The following is an 18380-nucleotide window of genomic DNA, read 5'->3' as shown; positions in this document are numbered from 1 at the left end:
CGATCGGCGCAAGATGTCATACCGCAGACCATACGCATGTTGGAACGATCGGTGCAAGATGTGTAAGCTGACGGACTATGGCAGGCCGCAAGCAATTCGACGTGGACGAGGCACTACGACGCGCGATGCACGTCTTCTGGCGCTGGGGGTATTCGGAGGCTTCGATCGACCGCCTGACGGAGGGCACGGGCCTGGGCCGCAGTTCGCTCTACACCACCTTCGGCGACAAGAGCACCCTCTTCCGCAAGAGCCTCCAGCGGTACGCGCAGACCTACCACCCGCAGTACGAACAGGCAATGTCCGGCCCTCACCCGAGCCCGGGCGCCGTTGTGGCCAACTATCTACAGGTCTCCCTCAACCGCATCGCCGACCCGACAGTCCCCGACGGCTGCCTGCTCACGGTGTCGGCAACGCAGTTCCCGGCGCTCGACGCGGAGGGCCAAGCGATGGTCCGCGCCATGATCGACGAGTTGCGGGCGAGGCTGGAGCAGGCGTTGCTGGCAGCGGGGGCGGGTGAACAGGAGGCGGCAGAGCTGGCGTTGTGCACGCTGGCGACGAACAAATCCCTGGCAGTGCTGAGCCGCGCCGGCTTCTCGGCCGAAGACCTGGCAACCGTCGCAGCAGCCGCCGCCAAGAACGCCGAGGCTTCGCCGAATCGACCGGCCGAGGCATCTGGCCCGTGATGGGCGGCTACGGCTCCGTCGCCCATGGTGATGCAGAGACCCCGGGGCAGCCGGCGGCTCGGCTGGGAGTCGCGTTCCCCCTTTTTGGCCGGCGGACATGGGAGCCGTCCGCTCAAGTGCGTCCAGTCGAGTTCGCCGGCCTCATTCAGCTCCGCGAGCAAGATGAGGAACAACCTCTCCAAGACGCCTGCCTGCTGCCGGCGGTCAGGCACCGCCAGTACTGATGGTGGCTACGGCGGCGACGTCGTAGTTGCGGGCATAGCCGTTCTCGACGCCGACGAGGAGGTCGACGACCTCGAAGTAGCGGTCCCAGAAGGGGGTTTCGCGTAGTGCGTCGATGAGGAGCTGGTAGGCGTGGTGGTCGTCCGCTTCCCAGACCCAGACGTCGGTGACGCGCGCGGAGTAGAACTCGGTGTCGTAGAAGCGTGACCGCACACCGGTGGCTTTGGCCTCGATCGTGGGGACGACCTGGGTGGTGAAGGCGTCGATCCGCTCCGGGACGGTCAGCGCCAGCCACTCGGGCGTGGTCTTGACAAGCATGAACGCGGTGACCGGCGGTTGAGACTGCTGGGTGGGCATGATGGATGTCTCCAAGTGGCGGATGGTCCGGCGCCTTGGGCGCCGCACGGGACGGTGAGCGGTTGGTGGCTACCGGGAGTGGACGGCGGGCTTGAGGGTCTGGGCGCACCAGCGTTCGAAGGTGGTGGGGCCCGTCGTGTCCGGGGTGCGGGTGACGCCGGCGTCGAGGCCCTCGTCCTTGGCCCGCTTCATGTCGGCGATGCCCTGGACGAACGCCTCGTTGAGGCCGTAGCAGACGAGGGTGGTGCGCAGTTCGTCGAGCGACTGGCGTTCGTAGCGGACGGGGCGGCCGAGCTGCTCGGTCATGATGTGGGCGAGGTCGTTGGGTGACAGGTCCTGCGGTCCGAGGACCGGAACGCCGCCGGTGCCGGTCCACGAACGGTCCAGCAGCAGGCCGGCGGCGACGGCCGCGATGTCGGCGACGGCAACCAGGGGCGCTTTGCGGTCGGCGTCGACGGCATCGGTGAAGACGCCCTTGTCGCGGATCGAGGCGGCCTCCTCCAGGAGGTTCTCGAAGAAGGACGGGCAGGCCAGGGCACGGTAGGCGACACCGGTGCCGGCCAGAAGGTCGTCCATCGCCAAAGAGGCGGTGACGAGTCCGGCCCGGCCGGCGAGCGAGGTGCCGCGGCCCAGCGCGGAGACGCCGACGACGTGGCCGACCCCGTGGGCGGCGATCGCCTTCGCGGCGGGGCGGGTGAAACCGGTCCAGGCGTCCTCCGGAGCCCGGGAGGCGTCCGGGGGGACGAGCCAGAAGACGGCGTCCGCGCCCTCGAAGGCCCGGTCGACCACCTCGGCGTCGCCGTGCGAGCCACTGATCACCTCGACTCGTCCGCGTGCCGCGTCCGGCAGCCGTGCCGGGTCACGCACGATCACGCGCAGGTCCTCACCGGCGGCGGGGGCGGACTCCAGGAGCCGGGTGAGCAGGTGGCGGCCGATGTTCCCGGTGGGGGCAGTGATGACGATCATGAAAACCTCATGGGTCCGTGTCGGGTCCGTAGGTCTTCATCGTGGAGAACTCAACGCCCGTGCCACAATGGGAACTTCAGCAAGGATTCATTGCCAGAAACGGAATTATGCTGGTGAGCAGCCCGCACTCGTCCCTTGACGCCAACCTCGCCGTCGCGCTGGACGCACTGCTGACCGAGCAGAGCGTCACCCGCGCCGCCGCCCGCCTGCGCACCTCACCCGCCGCGATGAGCCGCACCCTCGGCCGCCTGCGCCGTACCCTCCAGGACCCGCTCCTGGTGCGGGCCGGACAGACCATGGTCCCCACTCCCCGCGCCCTGGCCCTGCGGGACGAAGCCGCCGCAGTGGTGCGCCGCCTCGGAGCGCTGCTCAGCCCCGGCGAAGGCGCCGACCCCGCCACGCTGCGCAGCACCTTCACCCTCCAGGCCGCGGACTTGGTCGGTGCGGCGTTGGCGCCCGGACTGCTGTCCCTGGCTCAGCAGGAGGCGCCGGGCGTCTCGTTCCGGCTCCGGGCCGAGGAACTGGAGGCCGGTCCGGCCCTCCGCGACGGTCAGATCGATCTGGAGGTCGGATCCATCGACCACGTGGACCCGGAGACCCAGGTCGAAGAACTGCTCACGCTCCGGATGGTGGCGGCCGTCCGCCCAGGACACCCCCTCGCCGGGAAGGCCCTGGACCCGGCGCGGCTGGCTGCCGCCGAGCACGTGGCGGTCAGCCGCCGAGGCCGGTTCACCGGCCCTCTGGACACCGCCCTGGCCGAGCGGAACCTCCATCGTCGCGTCACCGCCGTCCTCCCCAGCCACCTGGCGGCGATGGCTCTCGCGGCCCGCAGCGATGTCGTCTGCCTCGTCCCCGCCGCACTTCCCGACAACCCCGAGTCACCTCTCACCCACACCGCCACAGCCCTCGGCCTGTGCCTGCTCGACATTCCCCTGCCGCTACCGCCCCTGACCATCGGCATGGCCTGGCACCCCCGACACGCAGCCGACGGCGCCCACCAGTGGCTCCGCACCGCTGTCCGACGCACGCTCCGGGCGTCCACGGCCACTTGACGAGATCTCAGGCGCGGGGGGGTGTGCGTCGGACAGTGCCGGGGCCGGCCGCATGCCGGCCGGAGTCGTTGTCGCGTGGGCATGCAGGAGCTGGAGCGGATCACGGCTTGCCGGAGTGAAACTGGTCGCGTTGGCCGAGGAGTTGGCCAAGCAGCTGGAGGAGGTTCACGCCGAGCGGGAGGAGCTGCTGATCGCAGAGCGGGTCCTGAACCGGCCGGCCGAGCAGGACCGGGCCGCGGCGGAGGCCGCCGCGACCGTGGCCCCGAATCCCGCCCGGGTGGCTGGGCGGGCAGTCCTGCTGATCCCGCACCGCAGCGAGAATCCCGACGAGGCCGCGCTCGCTGCCCGCTGACCACCAACTCGCCGACCGCGGCTGGCTGCGCGAGCGAGGCGATGGGCGGTTCACCGCACGCTCCTGGTAGGAGCGGCATCGAACCTGGAACGCCTGAGATGCCGCCCCCCGTGTGGTGTCTGCTCAGATCTGGTTCGCGCCACCGTCGACGGAGATGTTCGCGCCGACGACGTAGCTGCTCTGTTCCGAGGCCAGGAAGGCCACGACGGCGGCGGCCTCCTCAGGCTGACCCATGCGGCCCTTGGCCACGGTCGCGGCGACATTCTCCTTGACGGCCCGGGCCGTCTCCTCGTCGCCGAAAGCGGCGGTGCCCCCGGGAGTCTCGATCCATGCCGGGGAGACCGCGTTGACCCGGATGCCACGGTCCTTGAGCTCGTTGGACCATGTCCGCGCGAAGGACCGGACGGCCGCCTTCGAGGCCGCGTATGCGCCGAACGCCTCCACTCCGCGGTCGCCGGCCGCTGAACCGACCAGGACGACCGAGGCTCCGTCGTTGAGCAGCGGCAAGGCCTTCTGCACGGTGAACAGCGTGCCTCGGACGTTGACCGCGAAGATCTGGTCGAAGTGCTCCTCGGTGGTCTGTTCCAGCGTCACGAACGCACCGACCGCCGCGTTCGCCACGAGCACGTCCAAACCCTTGCCTCGCGCTCGGACCGCCTCGTAGAGCCGGTCCAGGTCCTTGGGCTTCGAGATGTCGCCGACGACCGCGGTGGCCCGGTCTGCTCCGATGGTCTTGACGGCGGCTTCCAGTTCGTGCTGGCGTCGGCCGGTGATGAACACGTACGCGCCCTCGTCCGCCAGCCGTACGGCGGTGGCCAGGCCGATACCGGTGCTGCCCCCGGTGACCACCGACGTCTTGCCTTCCAGCTGTCCCATGTGGGTGTCTCCATCACTGTCTCGATGCCGATCCGTTCGACATCGAGAGTGCGAGAGATCCGGGATACTATCCATAATGCAGAGTCCGGCTTTCTTTACGTATCGTCCAGGAGGGGTCCTCGGTGCTCGGATTTCGGGATCCTGTGGCTGACGCGATCGGCCTGCTCCGGCCCCGCACCGTGATCGGGCCCAGCCTCCGGGCCACGGGAGAGTGGGCGTTGCGCTTCGACACGTTCTTGCACGTGCGGGTAGGAGGCCTCGTGCGCGGCACGTGCTGGTTGATCCTCGAAGGGCACGAGCCGGTGCTCCTGCAGGAGGGTGACACCTTCATGCTGGGCAACCCGCCCCCCTACGTGCTGGCCGGCACACCCGACGCAAGCCCACGCCCTGCGGAGCCGGTGCTGGCGGGCGCCGAAGACGGGCTCGTGCAGATCGGCCCGGAGTCCGAGGAGGACCTCTACCTCTGCGTCGGGCACATCGCGTTCGACGACAGGAACGCGGCCCTGCTGACCGACCTTCTGCCGCCGCTCGTGATCGTCCGCGTGACCGATCCTCATGGCAGGCAACTCGCGCAGCTGATCGATCTCCTGGCCACCGAGGTCGGGGTCGCCGCCGCCGGCGGCCCGCTGGTGCAGAACCACCTCGCACAGATCCTGCTCGTGCACATGCTGCGTGCTCACGCCGGTCGGACAGACCGGCCCACCGGCTGGCTGAGCGCCCTGAACGAGGACGGCATCGGTGCCGCCCTGCGCGCCGTGCACCAGGACGTGGCCCACGCCTGGAGCCTCAAGGAGCTCGCGGAGATCAGTCACATGTCGCGTTCCGCGTTCGCCCAGGCCTTCAAGCGCCACGTCGGGGTCCCACCGTTGGAGTACGTGATCCAATGGCGCATGAGCCTCGCCCGCGACGCCCTCGCCCGCGACACTCTGACCATCTCCGAGCTCGCACGGGCCACGGGCTACCTGTCCGAGAGCGCGTTCAGCACCGCGTTCCGCCGCGTGGTCGGCTCATCACCCGCACAATTCCGCAACCAGGCACGGCAACCACCGCGCTCGGCCACGAACGGAAACTGACGGAGGCGAACTGCGCTCAGCTACGCCGCGGCAGCTCCACTGACCGCGGCTCGGGCAGTTCCTCGGAGGTCAGCAGGTGCGCGGTGGCGGGAACAGCACGGTGGTCTCGACCGGATGCCACTCGGCCGCCCCCGTGTCGCGCCGCACTTCCCCGAACGGCTGATCACCGAAGTGAATCCCGAAGCCGATGGTGCCCGGTTCACTCAGCTCGGCGAGAAGCCTCTCGCGCGCCCCAGGAACCGCGTGCGGGTCGGAGTCCGGGGCCGAACCCCAGTCGGTGGAGGCCATTTGAGCCGGCGTGTGGAAGGTGTCGCCGAAGGCAATCAGGCGCTTCCCCGACGCCGTGGTGACGACGTATGAGGTGTGGCCCGGGCTGTGCCCCGGCGTCACCAGTGCCACGACCCCCGCGGCGACCTCCTGGCCGTCCTGGATCACGGTCAGGTTCGCGCTCCTGCGGAGCGTCTCGACGATGGGCAACTGCTCTTGGGAGGCACTGTCGCCCGCGTCATCGCCCGTCGGGCCCGCGAGTTCGGTGTCGGCGATCACGTACCGGGCACGCGGGAAGGTGGGGCGTGGCGGGCCTTCGGTCGCAGCGGCAAAGGCCCAGCCCGTGTGGTCACCGTGCAGGTGGGTGAACGCGAGCAGATCGATGTCCGCCACGCCGACGCCTACCGCTGCCAACGTCTCCAGGAACGCACCGCTGTCGCCCTGGCCGAGGTCCGTCGCCATGGTGACAGCGCCGAGGCCCGCGTCGATCAGCAGGCGGAGACCGTCACGCTCGACCAGCAGGCCTCCGGCGGACATGAGGAGCCGCCCATCTGCGTCGAGCGTCTCCGGATGGTCCGCCCAGTACTCAGCGGGCACCGAACTCAGGAACTGGTGCGGCGGCATCGCCATCGCACCGTCGACGATGTAGGTGAACGTGACGTCATCGAGCTGCAAGCGGCGCACGGCGGCCTGGCTGTTCAGGCTTCCGATGCTCGCGATATCGGCGGTGGTCATCTCCGACTCCTGGTCCGGACGGCGAACTGGGCACAAGATCCATCATGAACCATAGTTCATCTTTTAGCAAGTCGGGGCCCCTGGACACCCACCGACCCACATTCATGTGATGTCTGCCGGGCAAAAAGAGGAACAAATGCGACTTAGATCCCCAACTCCCCGTCCACTCACAGCATGTCATCCATGCACGAGGGTTGACCTCTCCGTCACACGGATGAGATTCATAGGTCACGTCAGCCCCTCCCCCATCCGAAGTACCGGGAGTGAACGTGTCTCAAAGTCTGTCCCGCCGACGGCTCATGGGAGTCGCGGGCGCCACCGCGGCCATGGCGGCACTGCCCGTCGCACCAGGTCTGGGAAACCTCGCTCAGGCCTCCGCGGCCACCCCCCAGGACAAGCTGAGCAGGCTCGCCGATCTGCGCTTCGGCATGTTCAACCACTTCAATCTCGGCACCTTCACCGACGAGGAGTGGGCGGCACCCCACCAGGATCCCGCCCTGTTCGCCCCGCCGACCGTCGACTGCGCCCAGTGGGCCGCGGCCGCCGCCGCGGCGAAGATGAGCTACGGCGTCCTGACCACCAAGCACCACGACGGTTTCTGTCTGTGGCCCAGCGCCTACACGGACCAGAGCGTCGCCCACAGCATGTACCGGCACGACATCGTCGCCCAGTACGTCCGCGCCTTCCGCGCCGAAGGCCTCAGAGTCGGCCTGTACTTCTCAATCTGGGACCGCACCCACACCGTGGAGGCGTACGACACCCGGCACGGCGTCGGCAGCAAGGAGGCCGTTCAGCCCTCCGATCTCCCCTACGTCCTGGGCCAGATCACCGAACTGCTCACCAACTACGGCAAGATCGACATGTTCGTCACCGACGGCTACGCGTGGCAGATGGGCCAACAAGCCCTGTCCTACCAGCGGGTCCGCGAGCACGTGCTGTCGCTCCAGCCGGACATCGTGATGATCGACCACGGAGCACTGTCGGTGCCCTTCCTCGGTGACGCGATCTACTTCGAGGAACCGCTGGGAGTCACCTCGCCCGCGGGCAACACCTACGCCTCGCTCCAGGGGCAGACGATCAGCGACGGCTGGTTCTGGCATCCGGGCACGCCGACCAAGGATCCCATGAGCAAGGCGGCGATCCTGTCGCATCTCGCCGACCTGGAGCCGAAGTACACGTCCTTCATCCTCAACTGCCCGCCCAACCGCAACGGCCGGCTGGACACCAACATCGTCGACCGGCTGACCGAGGTCGGCGCCGCCTGGAGTCCCGACACCTCAAGACCGCCACTGCCCGCTCAGCCCCGCCGCGCCGAACACCCCGTCACACCGGTGAACGCGTACGCCACCGACCACCACACCGGGGAAGGGCCGCTGAACGCCATCGACGGGCTCAGTGACAGGGGCTTCGAAACCTGTTGGTCGACCTGGAGTCTGCCGCTCCCCCAGACGATCACCATCGACCTCGGCGGGGTCTGGAGCAACATATCCACCCTGGAGTACCTCCCCAAACAGTGGAACCGCACCAACACCACCGACGGCGACATCACCTCGTACACCATCCACACCAGCACCGACGGCGTCACCTTCACCCAGGCCGCCACCGGCACATGGGACGGTGACCGCACCCTCAAACTGGCCGAATGGGCGGCGCGCGACGCCGGCTTCATCCGCATCCGGGTCGATCGCGCCACCGGCGACTACGCCAACATCGGAAACCTTCGCATCGGTGGCCGCACGGCCAAGCCCGCACTTCGACGCACCACCTTCCCCAAGGGCTCAACCGCCTATCGCATCGTCGCCCGCCACAGCCAAAAGGTGCTGTCCGCCACCGACACCGTCAACGGCACGCCCCTGTCCCAGACCACGTGGAGCCAGAAGGCGACCCAGAAGTGGACCCTCATTCCCACCGGCGACGGCTACTTCAAGATCCGCAACATTGCCAGTCGTGGACTGCTGGAAGTCGCCGGCCTCTCCCGCAGTGACGGTGGGGGCACCGACATCTGGACCGACTCGGACGTCCCCCAGCAGCACTGGGCCATCACCCCCATCGGCGACGGGCACCACATCCTCATCAACCGCTTCAGCGGACTCGCCCTCAACGTCGCCGGCGCCTCCACCGCCGACGGCGCCACCGTCAACCAGTGGGCCTACAACGGCGTTCCGCAGGAACAGTGGCAGATCGTGGCGTCCTGAACAGGCACGTCGTCGGCGACCGACCCACCACAGCCCGGTGCCGGGGTCATGGCACCGGGGCTTCGGACCACAGCCAGGTCAGTCACGGCCGCACTGCGCACCCGGCGTCAGCTGCTGCTGGAGCGCAGGTGCGTACCGCTCCACGATGTCGGTCACGGCGGCAGCCCGCAGGGCCTCGCCCCGCGCTATGCCGTACATCACGCCGAGGCCCAGCAGCATGCCGACGGCGAGTTCGGCGCGCAGGCCGGCGTCGGGACCGTCGAGGCGCGCGGCGAGGCGATCGCGTACCTGGACACGGAAGTTCTCCCGGAGGACGTCGCCCCGACCGCCCTGAAGCGGGGCGAACACCACCCGCAGGAGTGGGTCCACCCCGTGTTCCGTGTGGCTGGCCAGGACATGGTGTGCCATGTGGCGGCCGAGATCTTCCAGGGCCGCGTCCAGCAGCACCGCGGCATCGGTCTCGAAGGACATCACCTGGGCGAGAAGCCGGTCCTTGTTACCGAAGTACTTCATGATCAGCGGCGGGCTGACCCCGGCTCGCTCGGCCACGGCCTGGAGGGTGATGGCCTCGTGCGGGAGACGGGACAGGAAGTAGCGGGCGGCGTGCACGATGGCGTCCTTGGTGGCCGCGGCCGTGCGTCGTCCCGTTCCGCCTGAGAGGTTCGCGGGATCGGACCTGCCCGCGGTCATGTCTTCGTCGGAGGCCGCATCACTCTTGCCGTCCCCCAGCCGTCTTGTCCTCATGAAGCCCGCACCGGGTCGCCGTCACGGGGTATCGCGAGGGCGACCGCACAGGCGACCAGGGCGACCGAGCCCGCCATCATGAAGGCCAGGAGGTACCCGTGCAGGGTGGGGATCGGTTGTCCTGCGATGTCGGCGGTGTGGTGGATGAGTACGGCCGCCACCGCTGCGCTGCACACCGACTGCCCGATGGTCCGCAGCAGTACGTTGACCCCGGTGGCCGAGCCGGTCTGCTCGGCGGGCACGGCGTGCAGTATGAGCGTGGGCAGAGCGGAGTAGGACAGCGCGGTGCCCGTCGAGACGACAGCGCCGCCGATGATGATCACCCACAACTCGTGGCTGTCCAGGATCCGGATGACGTATCCGGACGCGATGGAGGTGGCACCGAGCGCCAGCGTGACGCGCGGTCCGCGCACCGTGGAGATGCGGGCGGAGACCGGAGACAGCACCAGCATGAGGACGCCGCCGGGCAGCAGGCACAGTCCGGCGGCGACGATCGGCAGGCCGAGGCCGTATCCGGTGGCGGTGGGTGCCTGCACGAGCTGGGCCGTGACCAGGGTGTTGGCGTAGAAGGCGAACCCGACGAGAAGGGCGGCGAAGTGCGGGAGCGCCACGCGCGGACGCATGGCGAGGCGGAGGTCGACCAACGGCTGCGGGGCCCGCAACTGCCGCCACGACCAGAGCGCGAACACCAGCACGGCTCCCGAGAACACCGCGACGACGGACGGGCTTCCCCAGCCCCACGCGCCGCCCTGCGAGACGGCGAGCAGCAGACACACCAGCCACACCGCCAGTCCGAGGGCACCACTCACGTCGAACCGCCCCGGCTGCCGTAGGGGCGACTCCCGTACGGTCCATGCGGCCAGGGTCAGTCCGACCGCGCTCAGGGCACTCGACACCCAGAACATCGTGTGCCAGTCGGCGTACTCGACGATGACGGCCGCGAGCGGCAGGCCCAGGGCCGCGCCGATCCCCACCGTGGAGCTCATCAGTGCGACGGCGGACGTCGTGCGCTCGGGGGGCAGTTCGTCCCGCAGCAGGCTGATCGAGAGGGGCACCACCGCCGCGGCGGCGCCCTGAAGCGCCCGCGCCGCGATGAGCAGGCGGATGTCCGACGTCAGGGCGCACAGCACCGATCCGGCCGTCATCAGCGACAGGGCGAGCAGCAGGACGCGCTTCTTGCCGTACATGTCACCGGCCCGGCCCAGGACGGGGTTCAGGACCGACCCCGCCAGGAGAGTCGCGGTGACCATCCATGACACGGCGCCGACCGAGGAGTGGGTGAGCCGGGGCAGATGCGGCAGCAGCGGGACCACCGTCGTCTGCATCACCGCCATCAGAATTCCGCCGAAGGCCAGTACCGGAACCGACATACGCGCGCGCAGCCGCTCGGTTCGCCCGGGCGGGGCGTCCGCGGTCGACGCAGTTCCCCCATCGCTCGTGGTCGTCGCGGACCCTGCCCCGGTTTCGCGTGGCAACGGCTCGGGCCCGAGCAATCCCCTCCGGGCGGGCTCGGTGGATCGCCCTTCACCCATGGTTCTGCGGGGCCGCCGCCGATCCACTGCCCTCCCCTCGGACGTCGCCCCCGAGCACGTCCAGCAGGGCCGGCACATCGGCCAGCCCGCGCAACATGTCATTGAGGTGGGTGCAGGTGCTCGTGCCCCCGAACGTCTCCCGTACGTGACGACGCAACCCGGCGACCGGCTGCCCTGCCAGGCGGGTGGCGCCGGCCGCCGCGACCGGACACTCGGTCCAGGGCAGGACACGGGGCGTCGCCTCACAGGTGACGACGACGCCGAGCTGCGTGTCGATGAGGGCGCTCAGCGTGTACTCGTGAATGACGGTCTCGGTGCCGCCAGGCAGTACGTAGGAATCCCGGAAGACGGCGTCGACCGTCGCACGGCGTCCGGAGCGCACATCGGTGCGGCGGGCGCGGCGCATGGCTCCGGGAGGCAGGGGCGACGTGACGTGCCAGGCGAGCGGATCATTCGCGACCGTCAGCCGGGGCGCGTCCGGGCCTGTGACGACGGGGGTTTTCCCACTGCGTCGCAACTCGACCATGATGGTTCCTCCCGTCGCGAAGCCGGCGCACTGGTTCTCCCGGAAGGCCGGACGGCCTCGCGACGGAACTGCTCCCCCGCGGCCGGCGTTCACGGCTTGGCCGGAGACGAGGGTGGTCACGGGGAGGTCGTCGAGGAGGAGATGGAGCAGGTCGCATTCGGCGGCCAGAGCCGGGTCGGACGCGTTCATACGGGCCCTGAACCCCGAGGAGGTCCCGCCACCGACCAGGGCGGCGAGACCAGGGCGAGCGGGTTCGGTCGTGAGTTCCCGGAGCGCCCAGTCACCGGTGTAGTCGACCACGGCACGGCAGGCGGCCTCCGAGGTCACCCGCGCCGTCCCGTGCGCGTCGGTGCACAGATCGCGCCCCGCGCCGACCAGGACGAGCGGGCCGTCCAGACCGGCCGGCCTGAGCATGTCGATCGTGGTGGTGCGCCGGACGGATCCCGGCGTCCGCGCAGGACTGCCCGCCGTCGGCTCATGGATGCCGTGCCGGGGATGCAGTTCACGCGGGAGGCCGGGCATGGCCATGGTTCCACTCCCCTGAGCGAGGCACGACGACGGCGACGTGAGGGTTCACGCATTTGCACACTGCATCGAAAATGCCGTTTTCATAATCTGCCGGAACCTCGTGCCTGTCAACCCACGACCGGGCCCCACACCGGTCAGCCGACGACTCCCCGTTCCCGCAGCGAGGCGATCTCTCCGTCCCCGTACCCGAGTTCGCGCAGGATGGCGTCCGTGTGCTCTCCCGCGAGGCAGCCGCCTCCGGCCTGTGTGGCGGACCGGGAGAAGCGGACGGCGGGCCCGGGGCGCAGGTGCTCACCGAAGACCGGGCTGCAGGCCGTGGCCGCGTACTCGGCGGCCAACTCCGGGTTCGACTGGAGCACAACTTCGGGGGGCCGTTCGGTCACCTGGACACATCCCACGTCGCAGGCGGTGAGCAGTTCTTCCCACTCGGCCGCGGGACGCCGGGCGAACAGGTCGGCGAGTGCCCGCGCGAGGTCCACGTCGTGCACGGCACGCGTCGCTGGAGTGCGGAAGCGCTCGTCGTCGGCGAGGTCGAGTGCGGCGGCCAGCGGCGCCCACTCCTTCTCCGCCGGTGCCGCGAGGAATACCCACCCGTCGGCGGCCCGGTACATCCGGTACAAAGCATGGAAGCCGCAGCCGTCGGCATCGACCGTCGGTGAGGCCGGGCGGCCCGCGTAGTCCACGACACGGTCGAGCAGGGTGTGCGTGACGGTGGCGAGCATGGACGTGGTGAGAGGGGCCAATGGGCGGTCCCGGGCTCGGGCGAGCAGGCCGAGCAGCGCGGCCGAGGCCACCGCGAGCGCGGCCAGGCCGTCGGACTGGAGGCTGGGCTTCGCGGCGGCGCCGTACAACTGCATGGCGCTCCACTTGAGTTCCGCCAGACCGTCGGACTCGACGCCCGCGTGCGGCGCGTCGGTGAGCGCCACCCCGCCCGCCGCACCGATGGACGGGGCGTACGCGGGGCGCGCCCCATAGGGACCGCTGTCGCCATAACCGCAGGCGTCGACGTAGACGAGGTCTGGATTGACCGCCTTCAGCGACGCGGCGTCCACACCGACCCGCTCGGCCGCTCCGGCTCGGAACGCTTGGAGGACGACGTCGCTGCGGCGGGCGAGTTCGAGGACGATCGCGCGCCCGTCCTCCGACCGCAGATCGAGACAGATGCTCTCCTTGCCCTGCATCACCTTGGCCCCGCCCGCCTCGGGGAAGGGGAACACCCGGCGGATCAGGTCGCCTTCAAGGGGCTCGACCTTGACGACCCTCGCCCCGAGATCGGCAAGGAGCGAGGCCCCGAACGGGCCCGCGAACATGACACCGAGGTCCAGGACGGTCACTCCCTCCAGGGGCAGACCGCCGACGCCCCCATGACCCGACACGGCCGGGCGGGCCGGCGCCCCCAGGGTTCGGACCACGTCGGCGTGCTCGTCCAGGGAGGGAGCGCGCCCCGCCGCTGTCAGTGGCCTGCCGCCCGCGTGCACCAGCGTCGTCGGTTGTCGCACGCCGCCCGCCGTGGTCACGCGCGCGTCGTGGGTGAGCTGGCGGTGTTCCAGCACTTCCGGGCCGGCCCGGAAGAGTTCGGCGTTGACGTCACAGTTCGTGTCGAAGACGTGCTGCCATTCCGCGAGGGTGCGCTCACCGACTTTCCCCAGCATGATCTCCCAGAACTCCGTCCGCAGCTCCTGCGTGGGCAGGTCCGGGAAACCCTGCCACCTGGGCTCGTCGAGGATCCGCGTCAGTCCCAGCTCCGCGAGGAAGGCGGCGAACAGCCGGGGGCCGTGCTGGGCGAACTGGAGCCAGTGGCCGTCCTTCGTCGGCGCCACGAGCAGTGCGTAGACCATGGGGGAACGCGGCTCCCCCTCCGGGGTGTAGGCGTCCACCGTCTGGTACGCCTCCGGCCAGCGCAGCCCGACGAGTTCGGTGAACCACGTCCAGGTGTCCAGCGTGCCGACGCCGCGGACCAGGTCGGCGTCCACGTGCTGACCGTGCCCGCTCCTCTCCCGCTCCAGCAGCGCGGCCAGGATCCCGTGGACCGCGGTGTGAGCGGCCCCCCAGGACGCGAACGGCACGGACAGGAAGGCGGGGCCGGGTCGCGCGACGATGTCCCGCTTCACGTGGAACATGCCCAACTTGGCCATGACCAGCCCCTCGTAGCCCTTGAGACGGGCCCACGGGCCGCCCGGCCCCCAGCCGGTCACGGACGCGCTGACCAGCCGCGGATTGCGGCGCCGCAAGGTCTCCCCGTCCAGGCCCAGCCGCTCGGCCGTCCGGGGCCGCATCGTCGTCACGACCACGTCCGCGTGCTCGACGAGTCCGAAGAGGGCGGCGCGATCCGCCTCGTCGTGCACGTCGAGCACCACGCTGCGCCTGCCGCGAGCGAGCGCGGGCCACGCCGTCAGGGAGCGCAGCGGGCTCCCGCCGGGCGGTTCGACACCGATCACGTCCGCGCCTGCGTCCGCGAGGAACTGCGTGGCGAAAGCGCCTGGTTGCGTCGTGGAGAGGTCGACCACGAGCAGCCCTTCCAGCGGCCCGGTTCCCGCATGTCCCTGCGACTCCATCGGCAGCTCTCCGATCGGTGCGAAAACAGCGTTTTCACCTACGGGGAGTCTGACCGCAGCCCGAAGAGCGCGTCAAGACACGTGTACGGTCCAACCGCGCCCGCCCGCTGAACTCAGGCGACGGGAAGGTCCTGCTTCTCCAGGAACTCGCGCCGGGCCAGGCGCCGTTGCCGCTGGAGCACCGGGTCGGCGACCGGCGCCGCCATCTGGAGCTGCCGGGTGTAGGGGTGGTCCGGCCGGTCGGAGACCTGCTGGGCGTCGCCCTCCTCGACGATCTCGCCGTTCAGCAGCACCGCGATGCGATGGCTCATCCGCCGTACGACTGCCAGGTCGTGCGTGACGAACAGGTACGCGCACTCGGTGGCTTCCTGGATCTCCAGGAACAGATCGAGCACCTTGATCTGCGTCGACAGGTCGAGCGCGCTGGTCGGCTCGTCGCAGATGATCAGCTTCGGCCGCAGCGCCAGGGCCCGTGCGATCGCGATGCGTTGGCGCTGGCCGCCCGAGAACTCGCGGGCCAGCCGGCCGCCCGAGTCCGCGGGCAGGCCCACCCGGTCCAGCAGTTCCCGCACCCGTTCCCTGCCCACCTGCCTGCCCTGCCCGAGGAGCGGCTCGGACAGGATCGACTCGATCGTCATCGAGGGGTTCAGGGAGGAGTACGGGTCCTGGAAGACGACCTGGATCTGTGCCGCCGCCCGGCGCCGCTCCCCGGGTGCCAGCTTCGTCAGATCGACCCCGTCGAAGGTGATGGACCCGCCGGTCACCGGTGCCAGGCCGAGAATCGCCCGGCCCACCGTCGTCTTCCCCGAGCCCGACTCACCCACCAGGCCCAGGGTCTCACCGGGCCGGATGTCGAGGGACACGCCCTTGAGGACGTCCACTCCCGCCCCGCGTCGCCCTCGGCCCCGGAAGGCGACCCGCAGGTCCTTCACGCTCAGCAGAGGACTCACGTTCTCGGTGCTCATATGGCGGCCTTCCCCTCGTTCAGGCGCAGCGGCTCCCGTACGACCGAGCCGTCCAGGGTCGACGCGAGCAGCATCCGGGTGTACGGGTCGCGCGGATCCCGGAACAGTGCCTCGGTGTCATTGGTCTCCACGACGAGCCCTTCCTTCATCACGCTCACCCGGTCGCAGATGTCGGCCACCACGCCGAAGTTGTGCGTCACGAGGAGCATGGACAGGTTCCGTTCCTGCTGGAGTTCGCGGATCAGCTCCAGCACCCCGGCCTGCACGGTGACGTCGAGCGCTGTCGTCGGCTCGTCCGCGATGATGAGGTCGGGCCCGGCGGCGACCGCACCGGCGATCAGCACACGCTGCGCCATCCCGCCGGAGATCTGGTGCGGATACGAGTCGTAGATGCGCCGCGGGTCCCTGATGCCCACCCGGGCCAGCAGCTCCAGCAGTTCTTCCTTGGCCCGCGCCCTGCTCAGGGGCCGCCCCGCGCGCAGCCCGTAGGTGAGCTGTGCGCCGATGCTGAACATCGGGTCGAGGTTCGACATCGGCTCCTGCGGGACGTAGCCGATGCGCTTGCCGCGCACCTCGCGCAGCCGCGCCGGGTCACGCAGGTCGGCACCGTCGAAGGTGATCTCACCGCCCAGGACGACCGCCGCGCGCGGCAGGATGCCCAGCACCGAGAAGGCCGTCTGCGACTTGCCGGAACCGGACTCCCCGACCAGGCCGTGGATCTCGCCGCGCCGCACGTCGAGACTGGCCCCGTGGACGACGCTCCTCACCTCGGTGCCCGAGACGGGGTAGGCGACGACCAGGTCCCGTACGGTCAGCAGCGCCGTCGCCCGCTCGCCGTCGGCCGATGCCTCCGCGAAGGAGGCAGGCCGCGCCGTTCCCGACGCCTCGTGCTCGGCCCTGAGCCGGGTCACGACCGACGCCCGCAGCGGCTGCACCTGTGTCCCGCCCGCCTGGAGGACATCGCGCAGCGCGTTGCCCAGCAGCACCAGGCAGAGCGTCGTCAGGGAGATCAGTGCCGCCGGCCAGATCACGTTGGCCCGCGCGATGTAGAGGTTGTTGAAGGCGTCCTGGAGCATGCCGCCCCAGGACGCGGACGTGGGGTCACCGAGGCCGAGGAACTCCAGGCCGGCCTGGATCGCGATGCCGGCGCTCAGCACGAACGAGCTCTGGATGATGACGGGCGCCCGGACCGCCCGCAGGACGTGCCGGGAGATGATCCGGTACTCGGACAGCCCGGAGACCTTGGCGGCGTCCACGTACAGCTCCTGCCGCACACTGATCACCAGCCCTCGCACCAGCCGGTAGAACGACGGCGCGATCAGCACCCCGAACACCGCCATCGCCGTGAGGATCGACGGGCCGATCACCGTGTACAGGGCGATGAGCAGCACGAAACCGGGCAGTGCCATGACCGCGCCGGCCACCCATGAACTCACCGTGTCGAACCAGCCGCCGAAGTACCCCGCGACCAGGCCGGTGACCACACCGAGGACCAGCGAGACCGCCAGCACCACCAGGGAGGCGGTCAGCGTGCCGAGTGTGGCGTGCATCAGCCGGGAGAGGATGTCGCGGCCCGCCTGGTCGCCGCCGAGGACGAAGTCCCCGGAGAACGGCGGGGCGTTGGTCAGTTCCAGCCGTGCCGTGTTCGGGTCGTGGGGCGAGAACGGCGAGGCGAGCCCGAAGAGCACGATCAGCAGCAGCACCACCGAGCTGAACAGGCCCAGGGGATTGCGCAGCAGCCGCCGGAAGGCGGACGTACCGCTCGTGGGTGCGTCGGCGGACGCGGGTGCGGTCGGGGTCTCGGTCATGACAGACGCGCCTTCGGGTTGAGCCAGCCGGCCAGCAGGTCGACGGCGATGTTGACGACGACCACGACCACGATGGTGAACAGCACCGACCCCATGACGACCGGAACGTCGCCTTGGAGCGCGGAGCTGTTGGCCAGGAGACCCATGCCCGGCATCGCGAACACCCGCTCGATGATCACGACGCCGCCCATCAGGGCGATCGTCTGGAGGGAGAGGATCGTCAGACCGGGCCCGGCCGCACTGCGCAGCACATGGCGGAAGATGATCGCCCGCTCACTGATCCCGCGTGAGCGCAGTGTCCGTACGAAGTCCTGGCTCAGCGTGTCGATGACCGCGCCGCGCAGCTGCTGGGCCGCGCCCGCGACCGAGCCGATGAGCACGGCGGCGACCGGCAGCACCAGCGAACGCGCCCAGCCCACCGGATCGACGTCCGGCGAGACATAGCCCGTCGCGGGCAGCCACGGCAGGGCGATCGCGAAGGTGAGGACGAGGACGATCGCCACCACGAAGTTGGGCACGGCCGCCCCGATGACCCCGACCACCTGGAGGAACCTGTCGAGCGCACCGCCGCGCACGGCGGCGGTGACACCGATGAGGACGCTCAGGACGACGGTGAACAGCAGGGCCAGCAGAACCACGGCCAGCGTGACGGGAATCCGTGTCTGAAGCATCTCCGAGACCGGCTCCCCGGTGAAGAAACTGGACCCGAGATCGCCGTGGAACAGATGGCCCAGCCACTGCGCGTACTGCTCCATCACGGACCGGTCGAGCCCCAGCTCCACCACCTTGGCGTGCACCTGGGCCGGTGTGGCGTTCTGGCCGAGGACGCGACGGGCGATACCTGGTCCGTCGCGGAACACCAGCGCGAAGGTGATCGCCGTGACGGCGAACGTCAGCAGGATGCCGGCCAGCACCTGCCGTACCACGTACCTGAGCACAACAGA

16 protein-coding genes are annotated in these 18380 nt (G+C 69.8%); 5 read left to right on the top strand and 11 right to left on the bottom strand.

Features of this window, described 5'->3' with window-relative positions:
• Positions 1 to 77: 77 nt before the first annotated feature.
• Entirely contained in the window at positions 78 to 683 is a 606-nt protein-coding gene (locus tag ACFULQ_RS27630) for a TetR/AcrR family transcriptional regulator (protein WP_383548611.1), read from the top strand.
• Positions 684 to 887: 204 nt separating this feature from the next.
• Here the strand turns inward: ACFULQ_RS27630 and ACFULQ_RS27625 are convergent, their stop codons facing one another.
• Both ACFULQ_RS27625 and ACFULQ_RS27620 read right to left on the bottom strand, forming a co-directional pair.
• Positions 888 to 1262, bottom strand: coding sequence for a darcynin family protein (locus tag ACFULQ_RS27625; RefSeq protein ID WP_383548658.1), 375 nt, complete (start codon positions 1260 to 1262; stop codon positions 888 to 890).
• Between the two features lie 69 nt (positions 1263 to 1331).
• Positions 1332 to 2228, bottom strand: coding sequence for an NAD(P)H-binding protein (locus tag ACFULQ_RS27620; RefSeq protein WP_383548608.1), 897 nt, complete (start codon positions 2226 to 2228; stop codon positions 1332 to 1334).
• Between the two features lie 107 nt (positions 2229 to 2335).
• On the opposite strand from ACFULQ_RS27620, the gene ACFULQ_RS27615 reads away from it, so the two are divergent.
• Positions 2336 to 3280 carry a LysR family transcriptional regulator gene (locus tag ACFULQ_RS27615; protein WP_383548605.1) on the top strand — a complete coding sequence of 315 codons (945 nt, stop codon included), beginning with the start codon at positions 2336 to 2338 and terminating at the stop codon, positions 3278 to 3280.
• A gap of 130 nt (positions 3281 to 3410) precedes the next feature.
• Positions 3411 to 3632, top strand: a complete 222-nt coding sequence (locus ACFULQ_RS27610; RefSeq protein ID WP_383548603.1) for a hypothetical protein — start codon at positions 3411 to 3413, stop codon at positions 3630 to 3632.
• 123 nt (positions 3633 to 3755) lie between these two features.
• On the opposite strand, the gene ACFULQ_RS27605 is transcribed toward ACFULQ_RS27610, so the two are convergent.
• Positions 3756 to 4508: an SDR family NAD(P)-dependent oxidoreductase gene (locus tag ACFULQ_RS27605; RefSeq protein ID WP_383548600.1), complete on the bottom strand. Its 753-nt coding sequence runs from the start codon at positions 4506 to 4508 to the stop codon at positions 3756 to 3758.
• A gap of 122 nt (positions 4509 to 4630) precedes the next feature.
• Between ACFULQ_RS27605 and ACFULQ_RS27600 the strand changes: the two genes are divergently transcribed.
• Positions 4631 to 5581 (top strand): AraC family transcriptional regulator, encoded by a 951-nt coding sequence (locus ACFULQ_RS27600; protein ID WP_383548598.1) that lies wholly within the window; start codon positions 4631 to 4633, stop codon positions 5579 to 5581.
• Between the two features lie 69 nt (positions 5582 to 5650).
• Here the strand turns inward: ACFULQ_RS27600 and ACFULQ_RS27595 are convergent, their stop codons facing one another.
• Positions 5651 to 6583 carry an MBL fold metallo-hydrolase gene (locus tag ACFULQ_RS27595; protein WP_383548595.1) on the bottom strand — a complete coding sequence of 311 codons (933 nt, stop codon included), beginning with the start codon at positions 6581 to 6583 and terminating at the stop codon, positions 5651 to 5653.
• Between the two features lie 299 nt (positions 6584 to 6882).
• Between ACFULQ_RS27595 and ACFULQ_RS27590 the strand changes: the two genes are divergently transcribed.
• The gene (locus tag ACFULQ_RS27590; protein ID WP_383548656.1) at positions 6883 to 8778 is read left to right on the top strand and encodes an RICIN domain-containing protein; all 1896 of its coding nucleotides are present in this window, start codon (positions 6883 to 6885) and stop codon (positions 8776 to 8778) included.
• Between the two features lie 78 nt (positions 8779 to 8856).
• Here the strand turns inward: ACFULQ_RS27590 and ACFULQ_RS27585 are convergent, their stop codons facing one another.
• The 7 genes from ACFULQ_RS27585 to ACFULQ_RS27555 form a co-directional block, all read right to left on the bottom strand.
• Positions 8857 to 9468, bottom strand: a complete 612-nt coding sequence (locus ACFULQ_RS27585; RefSeq protein ID WP_383548653.1) for a TetR family transcriptional regulator — start codon at positions 9466 to 9468, stop codon at positions 8857 to 8859.
• A 50-nt stretch (positions 9469 to 9518) separates the two neighbouring features.
• Complete coding sequence (locus ACFULQ_RS27580) at positions 9519 to 10892, bottom strand: MFS transporter (RefSeq protein ID WP_383548592.1); 1374 nt, start codon at positions 10890 to 10892, stop codon at positions 9519 to 9521.
• A gap of 154 nt (positions 10893 to 11046) precedes the next feature.
• Entirely contained in the window at positions 11047 to 12108 is a 1062-nt protein-coding gene (locus ACFULQ_RS27575) for a DUF2889 domain-containing protein (protein ID WP_383548589.1), read from the bottom strand.
• Positions 12109 to 12242: 134 nt separating this feature from the next.
• The gene (locus ACFULQ_RS27570) at positions 12243 to 14663 is read right to left on the bottom strand and encodes a CaiB/BaiF CoA transferase family protein (protein WP_383548586.1); all 2421 of its coding nucleotides are present in this window, start codon (positions 14661 to 14663) and stop codon (positions 12243 to 12245) included.
• A 113-nt stretch (positions 14664 to 14776) separates the two neighbouring features.
• On the bottom strand, positions 14777 to 15628 hold the full coding sequence (locus ACFULQ_RS27565) for an ABC transporter ATP-binding protein (protein ID WP_383548584.1): 852 nt from the start codon (positions 15626 to 15628) through the stop codon (positions 14777 to 14779).
• Entirely contained in the window at positions 15625 to 17436 is a 1812-nt protein-coding gene (locus tag ACFULQ_RS27560; protein WP_383548581.1) for a dipeptide/oligopeptide/nickel ABC transporter permease/ATP-binding protein, read from the bottom strand. The genes ACFULQ_RS27565 and ACFULQ_RS27560 overlap by 4 nt, the downstream gene beginning before the upstream one ends.
• On the bottom strand, positions 17433 to 18374 hold the full coding sequence (locus ACFULQ_RS27555) for an ABC transporter permease (RefSeq protein ID WP_383548578.1): 942 nt from the start codon (positions 18372 to 18374) through the stop codon (positions 17433 to 17435). Before ACFULQ_RS27555 ends, ACFULQ_RS27560 begins: the two co-directional genes overlap by 4 nt.
• Between the last annotated feature and the right edge of the window lie 6 nt (positions 18375 to 18380).

This window comes from Streptomyces sp. NPDC057253, from assembly GCF_042669125.1.
Lineage (GTDB): Bacteria > Actinomycetota > Actinomycetes > Streptomycetales > Streptomycetaceae > Streptomyces.
This window is presented reverse-complemented; position numbering and strand designations above follow the sequence as displayed.

Bases quoted from the DNA above. Each gene is read 5' to 3' on its own strand.
- ACFULQ_RS27595 (WP_383548595.1), bottom strand. From the start codon at position 6,583: ATGACCACCGCCGATATCGCGAGCATCGGAAGCCTGAACAGCCAGGCC.
- ACFULQ_RS27570 (WP_383548586.1), bottom strand. From the start codon at position 14,663: ATGGAGTCGCAGGGACATGCGGGAACCGGGCCGCTGGAAGGGCTGCTC.
- ACFULQ_RS27585 (WP_383548653.1), bottom strand. From the start codon at position 9,468: ATGACCGCGGGCAGGTCCGATCCCGCGAACCTCTCAGGCGGAACGGGA.
- ACFULQ_RS27630 (WP_383548611.1), top strand. From the start codon at position 78: ATGGCAGGCCGCAAGCAATTCGACGTGGACGAGGCACTACGACGCGCG.
- ACFULQ_RS27565 (WP_383548584.1), bottom strand. From the start codon at position 15,628: ATGAGCACCGAGAACGTGAGTCCTCTGCTGAGCGTGAAGGACCTGCGG.
- ACFULQ_RS27575 (WP_383548589.1), bottom strand. From the start codon at position 12,108: ATGGCCATGCCCGGCCTCCCGCGTGAACTGCATCCCCGGCACGGCATC.
- ACFULQ_RS27605 (WP_383548600.1), bottom strand. From the start codon at position 4,508: ATGGGACAGCTGGAAGGCAAGACGTCGGTGGTCACCGGGGGCAGCACC.
- ACFULQ_RS27560 (WP_383548581.1), bottom strand. From the start codon at position 17,436: ATGACCGAGACCCCGACCGCACCCGCGTCCGCCGACGCACCCACGAGC.
- ACFULQ_RS27590 (WP_383548656.1), top strand. From the start codon at position 6,883: ATGGGAGTCGCGGGCGCCACCGCGGCCATGGCGGCACTGCCCGTCGCA.
- ACFULQ_RS27625 (WP_383548658.1), bottom strand. From the start codon at position 1,262: ATGCCCACCCAGCAGTCTCAACCGCCGGTCACCGCGTTCATGCTTGTC.
- ACFULQ_RS27620 (WP_383548608.1), bottom strand. From the start codon at position 2,228: ATGATCGTCATCACTGCCCCCACCGGGAACATCGGCCGCCACCTGCTC.
- ACFULQ_RS27580 (WP_383548592.1), bottom strand. From the start codon at position 10,892: ATGTCGGTTCCGGTACTGGCCTTCGGCGGAATTCTGATGGCGGTGATG.
- ACFULQ_RS27615 (WP_383548605.1), top strand. From the start codon at position 2,336: ATGCTGGTGAGCAGCCCGCACTCGTCCCTTGACGCCAACCTCGCCGTC.